Origin of the sequence: Psychrobacter coccoides (genome assembly GCF_017498085.1) — a bacterium.
GTDB lineage: Bacteria > Pseudomonadota > Gammaproteobacteria > Pseudomonadales > Moraxellaceae > Psychrobacter > Psychrobacter coccoides.
Window position 1 is genome coordinate 81404 of sequence record NZ_JAGBKM010000011.1, and the last position, 18127, is coordinate 99530.

Below are 18127 nucleotides of genomic sequence, written 5' to 3' on the forward strand. Positions count from 1 at the left end.
CGCCAGTTACAAAAATTAAGACACCCAGTAGGATGACTGTAGGAACTATAAAGGCAGCGCTTCACAGCTACTCGATTTTATCGTTACGCAAGGCATCCATCGCAGAAGTTTGCACGACTTGCCAGTCCTCTACATGGTCGGCAGGTGCATCTGGCGTGACCCCATCAGCTAATATGACAAACAAAGCCGCTAGGTTTTGTTCTTCAGCGACTTTCAGTGCCTTAGAGTAGGGCATAGCAGTCAGGGCCGTTGCCCAAGCATCGGCAAGTGCTACTGAGTCAGCAGCCACAGTAATAGAAGGGGCGCCGCCAGCGATAGGCTCTCCAGTAGTAGGATCAATCGTATGGCTGTAACGTTTGCCTTCTAATAGCACTGAATTGCGATAATTACCCGATGTTGCCAAATACATTTGATTGTCGCTTTTAAGTGGCTGGCGAATGGCAGAGATGGTTTGACGCTCGCTGACCGTACTGCCTTCAATAGGGGCATCAATGGCAATTTGCCAAGGCTGTTGTTGGCCATTAACACCAGAAGAGGCAATTTCACCACCAATCTCAACCATATAATTGCGAATTTGATAGTCCTCTCTCAATACCTCAGCGATGACATCGACCCCGTAGCCTTTAGCGACTGCTGAAAAGTCTAGCGCTACCCCATCTTTGGTTTTATATAGAGTGTCGCCTTCTTGTACCACACTTGCAAAATCAACCAAAGCTTTTGCTTGTGCAATCTCCAGCGCAGTTGGTGGGCTTTGCAGACGATCTACGGTCATAGTGCTGCCAAAGCCCCAAACATCAATGAGTGGCATGACTGTTGGATCAAACGCACCACCAGATTGTTGATAGACAGTTTTAGAAATGTCGAGGACGTGACTAAAGTCAGCATCAATAACGATAGGGGTGTTTTTTGCCAAGCGATTAAACTTAGAAATGGTTGAATCTTCTTGGTAGGTCGACATGCTGTCATTGATTTGTTGTAGCCGTTCATCAATCGCTGCTTGGATTTCTGTTTCATCAGCATCCTTTGGCAGTTGGTAGCTAATGTGATAGCTGGTACCCATGGTCTCGCCGCTTAGATAATTATAGTCAGGCAGTTGCTGGCAAGCTGATAGCGTGATACCAGTCATCACCACGCCTGTCAGTGTAGCGGCTTGATAAGTGTAAGCGGTAAGGTTATTTATAATAGTACTCATAAAGAAGTCCATCAGTAAAAGAGAATAAAAAAAGAGCGTCTGTCTCGACGCTCTTTTATATATTTATGACTTTATGAAAAAACCTCGTTAAACGATTGCTGGTTTTATTCTTACGGTTATTGAGCCACCAAACTCAGTCACTACTTAACCACCGAAGTCATCAAGCATGATGTTTTCGTCTTCGACACCCAAGCTATGTAGCATGTCGATAACAGCTGCGTTCATCATCGGTGGCCCGCACATGTAGTACTCGCAGTCTTCTGGGTTTGGATGATCTTTTAGATAGTTTTCTAACAGCACGTTATGGATAAAGCCGGTCGGACCATCCCAGTTATCTTCTGGTAATGGGTCAGACAAGGCCACATGCCATTCAAAGTTATCAAACTCTTCTTCGAGCTGGTCATAGTCCTCAACGTAGAACATCTCACGAATAGAACGTGCACCGTACCAGAAGCTAATCTTACGATCTGAATTTAGGCGTTTTAGCTGATCAAAGATATGTGAGCGCATCGGTGCCATACCGGCACCACCCCCAACAAAGATCATCTCAGCATCCGTGTCCTTGGCAAAGAACTCACCATAAGGACCTGATACCGTTACTTTATCGCCAGGCTTCAAGCTAAATACCCAAGACGACATCTTACCTGGTGGAATCCCTTCAGGACCACGTGGTGGCGGGGTGGCGATACGAATATTAAACTTAATAATACCTTTTTCGTCTGGGTAGTTGGCCATCGAGTAAGCACGAATCACTTCTTCATCGACTTTTGACACGTACTTAAAGATGTCAAACTTTTCCCAGTCTTCACGGTATTCTTCATCGATATCGAAGTCTTTGTAATGCACTTCATGTGGTGGCGCTTCTAGCTGTACGTAACCACCAGCACGGAAGTTAACTTCTTCACCCTCTGGAATCTTAAGTACCAACTCTTTAATAAAGGTGGCGACGTTATCGTTAGAGATAACTTCACATTCCCACTTTTGAACATCAAAGAACTCAGGATCAATCTCAATTTTCATATCCTGTTTAACAGCGACCTGACAAGCCAGACGCATATTGTCGCGAATCTCACCTTGAGTAAAATGTCCTTCTTCAGTAGGTAGAATAGAACCGCCACCTTCAATCACTTTACAAGTACACTGGGCACAGGTACCACCGCCACCACAGGCAGAAGATAAGAATATACCTTCACTGGCGAGTGTTTGTAGCAGCTTACCACCTGCTGGTGTCACTACATCATTTTCGGGATCATCATTGATACGTATCGTAACGTCGCCTGAACTGACCAGTCTTGAGCGTGCTGCCAAAATAATGGCAACCAGGCTCATGATGATCAAGGTAAACATAGCAACGCCACCAATCGCCGTAGCATAATCCATGATATGTATCCTTAATCTATGGGGTAGGGGTGTAGGTATCAGTGAATGAATTTATTACTGTTCCCAAACACCTACCGAATAAATGAATTAAATAGGTCAAATAGCTAAATAAGGTTTTGAGCCTGACTCGATAACCATACTATGGGCCATCGACTTCAAGCTCAGCAGTTTAGATGGACATACCACCGAACGACATAAAGCCGAGGGACATAAGACCAACTGTGATAAAGGTAATACCAAGACCACGCAGCGGTGCTGGAATGTCTGAGTATTTCAACTTTTCACGAATACCAGCCAAGGCAGTAATAGCAATAGCCCAACCAAAACCTGCACCTACGCCGTATACCACAGACTCACTAAAGTTATAATCACGCTCAACCATAAACAGAACACCACCTAAAATGGCACAGTTTACAGTGATTAGCGGCAAAAACACGCCAAGTGCGTTATATAAAGCTGGAACAAACTTGTCCAAAAACATCTCTAGGATCTGTACAGTCGCAGCAATCAAACCAATATAACTTAGCAGACCTAAGAAGCTAAGATCGATATCAGGAAATCCTGCCCATGCTAGGGCGCCGTCTTTTAGAATAAACTGAAACAACAGGTTGTTTAATGGCACAGTAATGGCCATAACGACGATTACAGCCACCCCAAGACCAATAGCGGTTGAGACCTTTTTTGATACTGCCAAAAAGGTACACATGCCTAAGAAATAGGCGAGGGCCATATTCTCAATAAAAACTGAGGTTATAAATAAACTAATATAGTGTCCCATTAGTGACCGCCTCCATGTGCCATACCTTTAGACTGTGGTTTCATCACAAAATCAGCTTCTTCCACCTGTTCTGGCTTCCAGATACGAATGATGGCAATGAACAGACCGATAATAAAGAACGCCGACGGTGGCAATAATAATAGACCGTTTGGCAAGTACCAACCGCCATCAGTAACTGGCTGCAAAATAGTAACGCCAAGCCAAGTACCAGCACCTAGGAGCTCACGGATAGTAGCCACGAACAACAGCACTGCTGAGTAACCAAGACCATTACCGATACCATCTAAAAAGCTTGGTATAGGCGGGTTACTCATAGCAAAGGCTTCGGCACGGCCCATAACGATACAGTTGGTAATAATCAAACCTACGAATACGGATAGACCTTTACTCACATCATAAGCGACCGCTTTTAGCACCTGATCGACCAAAATTACCAACGAAGCAATAATGGTCATTTGAACGATGATACGGATGCTTGATGGGATTTGCTTACGGATGATAGAAATAAAGAAGCTAGAAAACGCCGTCACCAAGGTCAATGCCACACACATGACCAAAGCATTGGAAACACTGGTGGTTACCGCCAAGGCTGAACAGATACCTAAGATCTGTAAAGCAATGGGGTTATTATCAAAGATCGGCGTGGTTAAGATACTTTTAGTGTCAGCCATGTTATGCCTCCTTACCATTTGCTACAGGTGCTGCCAGTTCGGTGGCTGGTTGAGCAGTCTGACTGTCTGATTGAGCAGCTTGTACATCAGCATTATCAATCGTTTGACCACTCTCTTCACGTAGAGTGTCTAGATAAGGCTTATAGCCTTGCTCACCTAACCAAAATTGAATCATATTGCTAACACCGCGACCGGTTAGTGTCGCACCGCTAATACCATCGACCCAATTCTCTCTTGGTGTACCTGCTTTAGTGACACCAGTAGCAACGTTGCCATTTTCATCGTAGGAATGAATGCCACTCCATTTTGCACGCCACTCTGGCTCCTCGATACGAGCACCTAGACCTGGAGTTTCTTTATGCTCATAAAAGCTAATACCTTTTATGGTATTCAAATCACTCTCAAGCGTTAAGAAACCATAGATAGTCCCCCACAAGCCATAGCCTTGAATGGGTAATACGACCATCTCAGGTTGACCGTCGTCATCGCTTTTGACATAGACTTTAGCGTATTTAGGGACACGACCAATACCCGCAGGATCATTGGCGCCTAAATCATCACTAAGAGCTTGGTTTTTAGTTGCTTGACTGGCGTCATAAGCATTGCGGTCTGGAATACCAACCGTATTTAGCGCTTCATCATCAAGATAGTTGCCTGCTTTTAGATCAACAATCTCGACATCAAAATCCTTAAAGCGTTCAGCGACATCAGCAGCAGTATCCGATTCAGGATTAAACATACCAGCAGCGACTAGGATGTTTTTATTACGGTCCAAGCGCGCGTTTTCAACTTGTGCCGGCTTTAGACCGACAGCGACAGCTGAGACCAATACGGAACACACCAGACAGAGCGTCAATGCGACACTGATGGTTTTTGCATTATTACTTTTGGGCTTGGACATAGCGAACCCTCCGTGCTGTTTGGCGCTTAATATTTGCTTGAGTCACAAAATAGTCAAACAAAGGCGCAAATAAGTTAGCAAATAAAATGGCGAGCATAATACCTTCTGGGAAGGCTGGGTTGACGACGCGAATCAAAACCGTCATAAAACCAATCAAGATACCATAAGCCCAGCGACCGTTATTGGTGTGCGCCGCTGAGACCGGATCTGTCGCCATAAAGACGGCACCGAAAGCAAAGCCACCGATGACCAAGTGCCAATAAAACGGCAAGCTCATCATTAAGTTGTCTTCAGAGCCGATCAGGTTAAATATTAATGAAGTGGCAACCAACCCCACCACACAACCTGCCATAATCCGCCATGAGGCGATACGTGTCCATAGTAAGAACACTGCACCGATTAAGATAGCAAGTGTAGAAACCTCACCAATACTACCTTGGATATTACCTAAGAAAGCATCGCTCCAAGTAATTGCTTGCCCATAGACATTGGTAAAGTCATCTGGAGTCACACCAAGCGCAGCTAAGCCAAGAGGGGTTGCCCCTGAGAAGCCGTCGACGGCTGTCCATACTGAATCACCAGACATATAGGCGGGATAAGCAAAGTAGAGAAACGCACGACCTGATAGGGCAGGGTTAAGGAAGTTTTTACCTGTACCACCAAATACCTCTTTGGCAACCACAACGCCAAATATAATACCTAGCGCCACCTGCCATAATGGAATATCGGGCGGCAAAATGAGTGCATACAGTACCGAGGTAACAAAGAAGCCTTCGTTGACTTCATGCCCACGCACCACCGCAAATATAATCTCACAGAGAATACCTACGGCAAAAGTGACGATATAAATGGGTAAGAACTGCATGGCACCATATACCAAGCTTGCCCAAACACTATCTGGGTTATAGCCTGCCATACTGGTAATAATGGTACGCCAGCCTTCAGGTTGTAGGCCCAGCTGAGCGATAGCGGTTAATGCTTGATGACCGACGTTATACATGCCCCAAAACATGGCTGGGAAAGTACATAACCAGACGGTAATCATAATGCGTTTTAGATCAATACCATCACGTACGTGTGACGAAGCATAGGTCGTAGAGCCTGGTTGACGCAGAAACGTATCAAACATCTCAAAGATAGCGTAGTACTTTTCGTGTTTGCCACCTTTGGTGAAAGACGGCTCCATACGATCGAACATATTGTGTAAAAATTTCATCGTGGTTAGCCCTCCAGCTCTATACGCGTTAAGTTATCGCGCAAAATATCACCGAATTCATATTTGCCAGGAGAAACGAAGGTGCACAGTGCGACATCTTCTTCATCCAATTCTAGTGCACCCAGTTCTACTGCAGAGACAATGTCTTCTACAATGAGTGCACGCAGTAGCTGTGTCGGCAGATAGTCTTGCGGCATGACCTCTTCATATATACCAATAGGCACCATCGCTCGTGGTGAGCCATTGCTCGAAGTAGTAAAGTTATATTTTTTACCACTGAAAAACTGCGAAATATAAATAGGCAGTTTAGAGAAGCGGTTTGCACCAGGGGTAAAGAAGTGAAACGCTGGACGCTCACGACCTTCTGTTAGGGCACTAATTTGATTATGAAAGCGACCGAGATAGGCGACATTGTCATATAGTCTGCGACCAGACAGTACAGAGCCTGAGATAACACGGTTTTCACCAGCCACCAATTGACCTTTGGTCAATGCAGTGACATCTGCACCACGTTCAGTCGTAACCAAATGTGGATTGCTCACCCCAGGGCCAGCTAGGCTAACCATACGCTTAGTATATAAGCGACCCGTAGTAAACAGTTTGCCGATTGCGATCACATCTTGATAGCCAATCGTCCAGACGCTGACGCCGCGCATGACAGGATGCAAAAAGTGAATGTGCGTTCCAGCCAGACCAGCAGGATGCTTACCAGCAAAGCCATGATACTCAGTCACATTATTAGCAGCTGTACGCTCGACTGGCGTAGGTTTGGCATCGCCATAATGACAAACAAAGGTTTTAGGGCTTAGCGTGGATAAAACAGCCAAACCATCATTGAACGCTTGTATTTGCTCGTTGATTAGCAGCATAGGATCAAACGCTAATGGGTTGGTATCCATAGCAGTCACAAAGATAGCATGTGGACGAGCGCCGATTTCGGGAGAGCGGCTGTAAGGACGAGTACGAAAAGCTGTCCATTCACCGGAGGCGATCAGTTGGGTTTCAACAGCTTCAGCGTCTAAGTCAGCAAGTTGCTGGGAGTCATAGCGCTGAAACTCAATTTCTTCACCGTTTGGGTCAACCGCAATCACAAGACTCTCAAACACACGACGTTCACCACGATTAACGGCGATGACTTTACCCGCAGCAGGCGCAGTATAAATAACGCCAACGCGTTTTTTGTCTTCAAAAACGGGCTGACCTTTTGCTACGATGTCACCTTCTTTGACATTCATCGTGGGTTTCATACCCACATAATCGTAGCCAACAACTGCCACATGTGTGGGTTTGTGCTCTGATATCTCGCGGGAGGGTTCACCTGCGATGGGCAAATCCAAACCTTTTTTGATGGTAATCATAAGCGAAAACTTAGTCCATAGTCTAAAACGATACCAGACGTCCTGTTTGGCACAACGGCAGTATCAGCAAAAGCAGGACTTAAGGCTTTGTCTCATCAGTCATTTATGGTTAAACTGATGTTGAGCCTTAACAATACTGCGTTTAAGATTGACTGCTACTAAGAGTATTAACGCTGACCTTAGACTCCTTAACAACACGTTAATGCCTTATTCGAATGACCAAAGTGGCGACTGGCTACCAAGATGTATCATCAAGCTACCAAATCGAAGTGACAACTAAAAGCTTAGCCCCTCAATTATGATTACCTGATTATACCTTTATATAGAAAACCTGAAACTCGTCATATCTTAATTTACTAACATCGTGGATATAACTGTACAAACCAGATGTATGATGATTAAGATACGGAAACAAATACAAATTTACCTAGGATTATACGCTAAATTAACCTAAAATTGCCAGTTAGTAATTGAATTTATCCAACGGTTGCCATTATTTGAAGCGCCAAAGCAACTATTAATCACTGCATAGTTGCTTGTGAGTTGATATCATGCCTAGCTTTGAAGGCAAACTTAAGTTGTTCAATGATGACTTAGGATGAATTGAATTTATTTTTAACAATTGCTGTTTCTGTTTTATTTCTACTATTAAAAGTACTTTATAAGGACTGCTGTATGTGTGCTGCACCTCTAATTATTCCGGCTATAGATCTTAAAGATGGTAAATGTGTGCGTTTAAAACAAGGCCGTATGGAAGATGATACGGTATTTTCCGACGATCCTGTCGCCATGGCGGCACGTTGGGTAAAAGAGGGAGCACGTAGATTGCATCTGGTCGATCTCAATGGTGCGTTCGATGGAGTGCCTGTACATAAAAAAGTGGTACATGATATTGCCAAAGCCTATCCAAAGTTGCCCATCCAGCTGGGTGGCGGTGTGCGTAATATGCAAACCATTGAACAATACATCACCGCAGGCTTAACTTATATTATTATTGGTACCAAAGCGGTTGAAGAGCCAGAGTTTGTTGCCGAGGCTTGTCGTGAGTTTGCTGGCCATATCATTGTTGGTATTGATGCCAGAGACGGCTTGGTTGCTACCCATGGCTGGGCAAATGTCACCGATACTCGTGCCACAGAGTTGGCCAAGCGCTTTGCTGATGTCGGTGTTTCATCTATCGTCTATACCGATATCGCTCGTGATGGCATGATGCAAGGCGTCAATGTCGAACAAACAGTCAATCTGGCACGTGAAGGTGGTTTGCCTGTTATCGCTTCAGGTGGTGTGACAGACATGAAAGATATCGAGCTGCTAAAGCCTTATGGTGACTGTCTTGAGGGGATTATCACCGGACGTGCTATTTATGAGGGCACACTGGATCTTGGCGAAGCACAAAGCTATTTAGACAGCTAGAGTCTGGCTGGAATTGATAGTTCACTATTTGTAGTTTGGTCGTTTATTGTAGGTTATAGGCGACCGTCTACAAATATAGTATTAAGGGTACTCATGCTGGATTTTTTTGACCAACTGTCTTTACGTAGTCGTATTATGGCTTTGAGTCAGTCGTTGCTTGTGGTATTGAGCGTCTTTTATACCGTGCCGATACACGCTGCAACAGTAGGTGAGAACGATAGCACCTCAACACGTGCGATAGCAACGGGCACAGAGGCCCAAGAGGCAATCACAGACTCTAAAGCCGACAGCAGCACGCCTACAAGCGCAGCAACTAGAGAAGATGTCACAGCTGGTGACACCCTGTCTGTAGAGCCTCCACCAATAGCGCCTGAACCTGTGGAGCCACCACCAGTAATCAGTGGTGAAAGTACCAACAACGCTCAAATCGAAACCAAGCCCACCCTGCAAAAAGACACAGACATTCGCCAGCGTATCAGTGGTATTTTTTCTGAAATTGACGGATTACAAGATATAAAGGTAAGTGTGACTCAAGGTGTAGTGACCCTAACAGGCGAGACACCAAATGAAAAGAAAGCCTTACAAGCGATCAATCTTACCAATCGATTGACAGATGTGGTAACGGTTGAAGACAATATTGTTCGTACGCTTGATGTGCAAGACAATGTATCAACTGTTTATCAAGGACTAAAAAACCAACTGACAAATCTAATAAAAGCCTTACCTTTATTATTGGTCGGTATTGTGTTGTTTGCTATCGTGAGTTGGTTTGGCAGTTGGTTGTCTAACCGTCAACGAATATGGCAACGTTTGACGCCCAATCCTTTTGTTGCTGAGCTATTGTCACAGACCGTAAAAATTGTTTTTATCGTCTTTGGCCTTATCTTGGCGCTGAGCTTAATCGGTGCTGAGACGATATTGGGCACGCTACTTGGCGGTGCAGGGGTCATCGGTATCGCTGTTGGTTTTGCAGTAAAAGATTCTATCGAAAACTATATTGCTTCTTTAATGCTGAGTATTCGCCAGCCTTTTCGTGCTCGTGATCATGTAAAAATCAATGAGTACCAAGGCATAGTGGTGCGTTTGACGTCTCGAGCGACGATTTTGATGACACTAGATGGCAATCAGTTACGTATTCCCAATGCTGAGGTCTTTAAAGGGGTTATTTTAAACTATACCAAAAACCCTGAACGCCGCTTTACCTTTGAATTGGGGGTCGATGCTAATGACGATCCACTGGCCGCTATCAAGGTTGGGCTTGATGCGATTTGTACGTTAGAGTTTGTGTTAGATAAGCCTAAAGCCAATGCAGTTATCACTAATGTTGGTGACTCTAACATTGTACTTGAGTTTCAAGTTTGGGTTGATCAATCTGAAGCGGACTTTTCTAAAGCTCGTAGTATTGCCATCCGCGAAACCAAGCATGCACTAGAAAATGAAGGGTTTAGCTTGCCTGAGCCTATTTATCGACTGCGTTTCAATGAAAAAGTCGAAAAAGCTTTAGAGGGTAAAGAAGGCAGCCGAGATGATAATGATGTGGTGCAAAGTACTGATATGAGCATCACGCCGATCACACCAGAACCGAGTAAGAGTATTGATGCAGATGAAGTTAGTAGCGATGATGAAGAAAAAAGACGTGCCAAAGCTCGTGCTAAATTAATCTTGCAAAGTCCTGATGCTGATGACGTGTTTGATGCTAGACCTGATGCCAAGCTGATGGAAAAGGTCGAACAAGAGATTGCAGAAAGCTCTGATGAAACTGATTTGTTGAGTAGCAGCAGCCCGCAAGAGTAGTTTATCCCAGCTAATAATACTGCTGTTATGTTGGTTTAAAAGTACGCTAATATAGGCGTAGCGATTCTATAGTCATTATCATAGTGAGCCACTCATAGAGTGAACCAGTAAATCTTAGACACAAAAAAAGGGGCTAAAGTAAATTTAGCCCCTTTTTATTTTTTGCGAGTCTATTAGCCTTTCTTATTGTCTTTCTTATTATTACTTCGGCGGCGCTTTTTCTTTGGTGCGCTCGACTCAGGCTCAGTTTGGTTCATTTCACTGGACTTTAGCTTAGCGGTTAGGTCAAAGTCGATTTGTAATAAATCCATATTGACGCCAGCGACTTTAACTTTTACCAAGTCACCCAGTCCAAATACCGAGTTTTTGTCTTTGCCGATCAGCTGTTGCTGTCTTTCGTCATAAACAAAGAAGTCATCGCCAACATTTGAAATATGTACCAGACCATCGATATAGAGCTCGGTCAAGGTCACGAATAATCCAAAGCTAGTAACAGTGGTGACGACGCCATTGAAATCTTCGCCCACGTGATCTTTCATGTAGTGACATTTGAGCCAAGACTCTACATAGCGTGAGGCTTTTTCGGCACGGCGCTCTGTGTCAGAGGTTTGCGTGCCTGCCTCATCCAAAGAAAAGTCCATAACAGGCTGTTTGCTATTTGTGACCTTGGCCTTGATAGCACGATGCAGCATCAGATCAGGATAGCGACGAATGGGCGAGGTAAAATGGCTATACTCATCATATGCCAAACCAAAGTGACCGATATTATCAGGTGAGTAGTTCGCTTGCATCATCGAACGTAGCAGCATGCTATGAATACTGATGGCATCGGGTCTGTCTTTAGTAGACTCGATAATACGCTGATAATCTGCTTGAGTGGGACTCTCTTCTGGGAAGGGTAAGCCAAAGTTCTTGGCGTATTCGTGGATACGCATCGACTTCTCATTATCAGGCTTGTCATGGTTACGATACAGCACCGGCAGCTCATTTTTTAGACTGAAGTTGGCGGCACAAGTATTTGCAAGCAACATACACTCTTCGATAAGTTTCTGTGCATCCCCGCGAGTACGAGGTAAGATAGCAGCGATGCCACCTTTTTCATTGAACTTAATATACGTCTCTACTGTCTCAAACTCCATAGCATTACGCTGTTCACGCTTTTTGAGCAGCAATTCATACAGTTGGTTTAACGTATCAATAGACTTTTTGACATCTTTATTGCCTGTCAATGACGTTGGTACACTATCGTCTTTTGGATTTTCAAGATAGGTATTGACTTGATTGTAGGTCAAACGTGCCTGCGAGTGTATGACAGCTGGATAAAACTCATAGCCTGTGACATTGCCGGCACGAGATACTTTAATATCTGCCACCATACATAGGCGATCAACGTCAGGGTTTAATGAGCACAAACCATTAGACAGGACTTCAGGCAGCATCGGAATGACACGATGCGGGAAGTACACTGAGGTTCCACGCTCATAGGCGTCTTTGTCTAATGGCGAGTTTGGCGTGACATAGTGGCTGACATCAGCGATAGCCACAAGGACACGATAGTTGCCTCCAGCACGCTTTTCGGCAAATACAGCATCATCAAAATCACGGGCATCTTCGCCGTCTATCGTCACCAATGCCACATCACGTAAGTCAGTACGCCCTTTAATTTCTTTCTCGCTAGGCTCTTTATAAGCGTTCGCTTGCTTCAGTGCTGCTGGGCTAAACTCAGACGGAATATCGTAGTTGAGTAGCGTGGTTTCAATAATCAGCTCACGGTCGTTTTCATCGCTGAGCACTTCAGTGATTTTACCAGTCGCAAACTCGTGCTGATTAGGCCAGTCAATCACATCGACTTTTACAGGCGCCCCTTGTTTGGCATCCAGTGCTTGCACGTTTTCATCAGTGACAGTGATGGGTTGATGATTGTTTGGACTGCCAAGCTCTACGCAATATCCTTCATCGTCACGAGTTAGGGTGCCAATGAACTGGTCTTGATGACGCTCAGCAATCTCGACAATACGACCTTCAGTACGACCACGGCTGTCGATTGAAGTACCGACCGCATTAACTTTGTCACCATTAAATACCCAGCGCATTTGTTTTTCATGCAAAAACAAATCTGGCATATCATCTAAAACCACAAAGCCAAAGCCTTTTGCATGTGCCGCAACGACACCGCTGACCACGTCTTGTTGGGTCACAGCACGAAACCGTGAAGGACGACCTTCACGGTTGATTTGTCCATCGCGTACCATGGCTTTTAGGCGATTGGCCAAGGCCTCTAGCTGATCTGCATCATCAATACTAAAGGCATTTGCCAAATGTTGATGTGTCGCTTCACCAAACTCCATAATCGTGCGCAATATAAGCTCACGACTGGGGATAGGATTGACATATCGTTGTGCCTCAGCAGAGGCGTTTGGATCATTCCAAGTCATAAAATACCGTATCTGTTTTTAAAATTATTAATAATGGACATCTTAACACGAACCACATGGGTTAACACGAGCGACGCTGCAATAACTTGTGTCACTCGTATGATTAATCGACGTTTACCGTTGTATTTGTGAAAAGCATCATGCTATAAACAGTCGTTTATTAGATATCAATATCCGTTGTCCCCGATTTATCTGTAATTTTTTTACTATCTAACTCTTTGGATACTTCTAGCACGGTGGTTTGATTCGATTTATCTAAATACTTTTGTGCCTTATCGACCTCAGTGGTTAATGTATTCACCGTCTGTTTCATGTTTTCTAGAGCTTCAATCTTATAATTACTAATCATATCCATCGTATCATAGACATTATTGAAGGCGTTTTGTAATTTATCAAGTTCAATAGTGCTGCTGGTCGCTTGCTCATGAATTTCACCGGATTGGCGTTTTAGCATAGCCGAGGTCGACTCAATCAGACTGCTGGTGGTTTTGTTCAAGGCTGTGATTTGATCAAGTACCAGCTTTTGATTGGTCATCGCTTGTGCTACGACGACTGCAGTACGTAAGGCTGACACCGTCGTAGTGGTCGCCCGATCGACACCTTTGATAAGCTCTAGGTTGTTTTTACGAATGGTATCAAGCGCCAGATAACCTTGCACATTCACAGCCAATTGGGTTAAGAAGTCAGTGTTTTTTTGCCGTACATAAAACAACATCTCTTCTTTAATAATACGTGCTTTTTCAGGATCAGTTGCTTCTATGGCGTGCACTTTTCGTTCTAGCTCTTCATCTATCTTTTTACCGACATAGATGTACTGACGGATCGACTGCATCAGCTCCCACATATTGACTTTTTCTTGTTCAATCATGGCGTTGTCTTTAAGCAATTCGTCTTTACCATTATAAAGGCTAGTGACAACGGCATTGATATGCGACTGTGCTGATTCGTATTGACGAAAGTAATCTTGTACTTTATTACCAAAAGGAATGAGACCAAACAGCTTGCGTGAGCTGGTCAGCTCCTTTTTGCTTGGATCCAAATCCTCTACGATTCCACGCAGCTCTGTGAGTGATTTTGCGATAGGGGAGTTGTCAAACAGACTGTCATTCAAGCTTTTTGCGGGCAGCTCCAACATACGGTTGGATACTTGCGCCGATTCACGGATCTCTTTACTGCCCAAATTATGAATGGACTGCACATTTTGTTGAAATTCAGGGCTGTGCACAGAGTTGGTGATGACGTGGTCTACAAAAGCATCTACTTTAGCGTCAAGCTCTGGAATCTGGCTTTTGTCCAAGGTTACCATTTGATCCGCTTCACTTTTTTGTATTTCTTTTACAGGCTCAGGCGGCGTTAAGGAGATACTAGGGGTGGTGGCATTTTCTGGTGGTGTCAGTTCTTGCATAAAAATTTCCTATAATAATAAAAATGATAGCGTAGATTTAATACTAAATTGTGATTTGTTTAATATCTTATTTATTGAGTGGTTTTCGTTGTTGTTATGCCAGCTTGTTTATGTCAGTTCGTTCGCTGCCTTTTAGATTACCGTGTAATGATTAGATGGTGAAGGTGGGTTTTGTAAAATAAGTAAGTGCCTTGAGGCAGTTTATTGGAGTTCATAGGTAGCATTATGAGTACCCGAGAAACCGACAGCCAAAAAACAAAAAGCCATCAATATTCCGGAGCATATTGATGGCCTAAAATTTAGATATTCATGCAGGTATTAAAGCAGGCAGCTAACAGTACGCTATCCAATTATTTTTTCTTAGTAGGTCCTAAGAGCATACCCATTTGTCGACCTTCCATCTTTGGTGGTTGTTCGACATTCGAGATATCAGCAGTATCTTCAATGATGCGCTCAAGCTGCTTACGACCCAGATCTTGGTGTGCCATCTCGCGACCACGGAAACGAATACTGATTTTCACTTTGTCCTGATCTTCTAAGAAACTGACTATCTTGCGTAGTTTAACCTGATAGTCTGCCTCGTCAGTGTTAGGACGCAGCTTCATCTCTTTAAGCTGGGTTTGCTTTTGGTTCTTTTTGGCTTCTTTTGCTTTTTGTTTTTGATCATAGAGGTAACGTTTGTAGTCCATGATCTTACATACTGGTGGTTTAGCATCAGGAACCAGTTCAACCAAATCTAAATTTTCATCACGTGCCGCTTTCATCGCGGTATCAATATCAACTACGCCCATCTGTTCGCCGTCCTCTTTTACCAGACGGACTTGTTTGACGCGGATATCTTCGTTGATGTTCAAACGGTTTGACTGTTTAATAGGTATTACTCCTCATCTGTATTTTGATTCTGTCGGCCTTTATTACCGACGGCTTTCTGTACTAATGTAATAAATTCAGAGACACTCATAACGCCTAGATTCTCACCTTCACGAGTTCGGACGTTAACACTGCCTGATTCAACTTCTTTATCCCCTAATACTAGCATATAGGGAATACGTTCTAATGTTTTCTCTCGTATCTTAAATCCAATCTTTTCGTTACGCAAGTCACTAATAGCACGTATACCTGCATTTTTTAGCTCATTAACGACGTTTTTACAGGCTTCACTTTGTTTGTCCGTGATATTCATCACTGCTACTTGTTTTGGGGCAAGCCATACTGGCATCCAACCTGCATAATGCTCGATCAAGATACCAATAAAGCGTTCAAATGAACCTAATATCGCACGGTGCAACATAATAGGAGTCTCGCGGGCACCGTCTTCATTGACAAACTCAGCATCCAAGCGTTCAGGCATATTAGGATCTACTTGAATGGTACCGCACTGCCAGACACGACCTAAAGAGTCTTTAAGGCTAAACTCAATCTTTGGCCCATAAAATGCGCCTTCACCAGGCAGATATTCCCAATCCAGACCTGAGCTGTCTAGAGCATCAGCAAGGGCTTTTTCGGCAAAATCCCAAGACTCATCACTACCGACACGAGTCTCAGGACGAGTGGATAGCTTCATCTCAATGTTTTCAAACCCGAAGTCTTCATAGACCGCAAGTGTCAACTTAATAAAGTCCGCTACCTCTTGTTGAATCTGAGATTGGGTACAAAAAATATGCGCATCGTCTTGCGTAAAGCCACGTACACGCATCAGGCCATGCAATGATCCTGAGGGTTCATTACGATGACAAGAACCAAACTCTGCCATACGCAGTGGTAACTCACGATACGACTTCAACCCTTGATTAAAGACTTGCACATGGCAAGGACAGTTCATCGGTTTTACCGCATAGTCACGGTTTTCACTAGAGGTGGTGAACATATTAGCGGCATAGTTGCCCCAGTGTCCTGAGCGCTCCCACAAGCTACGGTCAACGATTTGTGGCGTTCTAATTTCTTCATAACCATTATCATATTGCACTTTACGCATGTATTGCTCAAGCACTTGATAAATCGTCCAACCATTGGCATGCCAAAACACCATACCTGGCGCTTGCTCTTGCATATGAAAGAGATCGAGCGCTTTACCAATCTTACGGTGGTCACGCTTTTCAGCTTCTTCGATACGTTTGATATAGGCTTTTAGGTCTTTTTTATCTGCCCATGCGGTCCCATAAATACGTTGTAGCTGCTCATTTTTAGCATCGCCACGCCAATATGCGCCCGACATTTTTGTCAGTTTAAACACCTTCAAAAACCGTGTGTTCGGTACATGAGGACCACGACACATATCGACGTATTCTTGGTGATAGTAGAGCCCAAACTGTTTTTCCTCAGGCATGTCATTGATCAGCTTGAGCTTATAGTCTTCACCACGAGCTTTAAACACCTCTATCACTTCATCACGTGGTGTCATTTTTTTGATAACGTCATAATCCTGTTTGATCAACGTCATCATGCGTTTTTCTATCGCTTCCATATGCTCAGGCGTAAATGGGGTCTCACTATAGATGTCATAATAGAACCCTTCATCAATGACAGGCCCAATGACCATTTTGACATCAGGATAAAGCTGCTTGACCGCATGCCCTAACAGGTGAGCACATGAATGACGGATAATATCGACACCGTCTGCATCTCTTGGAGTAACGATCTCAACATGAGCGTCAGTAGTAATAGGATCAGAAGCATCTACCAAACGCCCATCTACGCGACCTGCGACAGTGGCTTTAGCCAGACCAGCCCCGATACTTTGGGCCACTTCCATGACTGTAGTACTGCCTTCAAAGTTTTTTACACTACCATCAGGTAAGGTAATCGCTACCATAATTTATTCACCTTTTTGAGTCCGTTGGCAGTGATGATTGCAACCATCAATCATATAACCGCAAGACCACATCAATTATATCCAAGTACTGTGATATGTGTTAAGAGATCGGCACTACCTAAAATCACACTTATACATAGCATCATAGCTATAAGTTAACCAAAACATGAGTCATGTGATAACTGTATAGTCGAATTGCCGTGACGATAAACAGGCTGCATGTTAATAAAGCCAGACGAAAGTGTGATTAAGTAATGTCATAAAAGGAGTTATTATAGCAAAAACTGTTTATCAACACTAGACAGCAGAAGGGAGGCAAGGTTATTTATAAATGGGTGTGGTATATAGGTTGGGCTTCTATATTTATATTGTATAGGTACGCTGTATATAAATATCAACAATGGTAATATGATTACAATCAAAAAGGTGCCAATAGGTATTACACAGGTATAAGTAAAGGATAGCTATTTGTATCATTAGCCTAAAACAGTCAATAATTGAAAGAGGTATTGAACCAATCAAGGGCAATGACTATTTGCGACCAGACCCCTAATGATATGACTTTAAAATTATAAAAACACAATTCAGCTAAGTCTTTGAAAAGTAACATTTATTATTTAAACTTTAAGTTTAATTCAAAAATACTGCTAAAAGTAGTTGACACCCCATATAAACTCTCTATAATACGCACCTCATCAGGACGAGCTACCAGCAGCAAATATGTATTAACATATTAAGCAGCTAGCAACATCCTGAAGATTGAATGAAATAA

13 protein-coding genes are annotated in these 18127 nt (G+C 43.6%); 2 read left to right on the forward strand and 11 right to left on the reverse strand.

The window, feature by feature from the left end:
* Nucleotides 1-67: 67 nt before the first annotated feature.
* The 7 genes from J3492_RS07485 to J3492_RS07515 form a co-directional block, all read right to left on the reverse strand.
* Nucleotides 68-1126 (reverse strand): FAD:protein FMN transferase, encoded by a 1059-nt coding sequence (locus J3492_RS07485; protein ID WP_424108393.1) that lies wholly within the window; start codon nt 1124-1126, stop codon nt 68-70.
* 210 nt (nt 1127-1336) lie between these two features.
* Complete coding sequence (nqrF, locus tag J3492_RS07490; protein ID WP_207991183.1) at nt 1337-2572, reverse strand: NADH:ubiquinone reductase (Na(+)-transporting) subunit F; 1236 nt, start codon at nt 2570-2572, stop codon at nt 1337-1339.
* Between the two features lie 169 nt (nt 2573-2741).
* Nucleotides 2742-3350, reverse strand: a complete 609-nt coding sequence (gene nqrE / locus J3492_RS07495) for an NADH:ubiquinone reductase (Na(+)-transporting) subunit E (RefSeq protein WP_207991184.1) — start codon at nt 3348-3350, stop codon at nt 2742-2744.
* Nucleotides 3350-4021, reverse strand: coding sequence for an NADH:ubiquinone reductase (Na(+)-transporting) subunit D (locus J3492_RS07500; RefSeq protein ID WP_207991185.1), 672 nt, complete (start codon nt 4019-4021; stop codon nt 3350-3352). The genes nqrE and J3492_RS07500 overlap by 1 nt, the downstream gene beginning before the upstream one ends.
* 1 nt (nt 4022) lies before the next feature.
* The gene (locus J3492_RS07505) at nt 4023-4922 is read right to left on the reverse strand and encodes a Na(+)-translocating NADH-quinone reductase subunit C (RefSeq protein WP_207991186.1); all 900 of its coding nucleotides are present in this window, start codon (nt 4920-4922) and stop codon (nt 4023-4025) included.
* Nucleotides 4903-6138, reverse strand: coding sequence for an NADH:ubiquinone reductase (Na(+)-transporting) subunit B (locus J3492_RS07510; protein ID WP_207991187.1), 1236 nt, complete (start codon nt 6136-6138; stop codon nt 4903-4905). The genes J3492_RS07505 and J3492_RS07510 overlap by 20 nt, the downstream gene beginning before the upstream one ends.
* Nucleotides 6139-6143: 5 nt before the next feature.
* Nucleotides 6144-7496: a Na(+)-translocating NADH-quinone reductase subunit A gene (locus tag J3492_RS07515; protein ID WP_207991188.1), complete on the reverse strand. Its 1353-nt coding sequence runs from the start codon at nt 7494-7496 to the stop codon at nt 6144-6146.
* A 675-nt stretch (nt 7497-8171) separates the two neighbouring features.
* Here J3492_RS07515 and hisA point away from each other — a divergent pair.
* Together hisA and J3492_RS07525 are read left to right on the forward strand one after the other, a co-directional pair.
* Entirely contained in the window at nt 8172-8909 is a 738-nt protein-coding gene (gene hisA / locus J3492_RS07520; protein ID WP_207991189.1) for a 1-(5-phosphoribosyl)-5-[(5-phosphoribosylamino)methylideneamino]imidazole-4-carboxamide isomerase, read from the forward strand.
* A 93-nt stretch (nt 8910-9002) separates the two neighbouring features.
* Nucleotides 9003-10703 (forward strand): mechanosensitive ion channel family protein, encoded by a 1701-nt coding sequence (locus J3492_RS07525; protein ID WP_207991190.1) that lies wholly within the window; start codon nt 9003-9005, stop codon nt 10701-10703.
* A gap of 173 nt (nt 10704-10876) precedes the next feature.
* On the opposite strand, the gene rnr is transcribed toward J3492_RS07525, so the two are convergent.
* The 4 genes from rnr to thrS form a co-directional block, all read right to left on the reverse strand.
* Nucleotides 10877-13138 (reverse strand): ribonuclease R, encoded by a 2262-nt coding sequence (gene rnr / locus J3492_RS07530; protein WP_207991191.1) that lies wholly within the window; start codon nt 13136-13138, stop codon nt 10877-10879.
* A 160-nt stretch (nt 13139-13298) separates the two neighbouring features.
* On the reverse strand, nt 13299-14543 hold the full coding sequence (locus tag J3492_RS07535) for a toxic anion resistance protein (RefSeq protein ID WP_207991192.1): 1245 nt from the start codon (nt 14541-14543) through the stop codon (nt 13299-13301).
* Nucleotides 14544-14893: 350 nt separating this feature from the next.
* Nucleotides 14894-15397 carry a translation initiation factor IF-3 gene (infC, locus tag J3492_RS07540; protein WP_207991193.1) on the reverse strand — a complete coding sequence of 168 codons (504 nt, stop codon included), beginning with the start codon at nt 15395-15397 and terminating at the stop codon, nt 14894-14896.
* A 23-nt stretch (nt 15398-15420) separates the two neighbouring features.
* Nucleotides 15421-17355, reverse strand: coding sequence for a threonine--tRNA ligase (thrS, locus tag J3492_RS07545; protein ID WP_207991194.1), 1935 nt, complete (start codon nt 17353-17355; stop codon nt 15421-15423).
* Nucleotides 17356-18127: the final 772 nt, after the last annotated feature.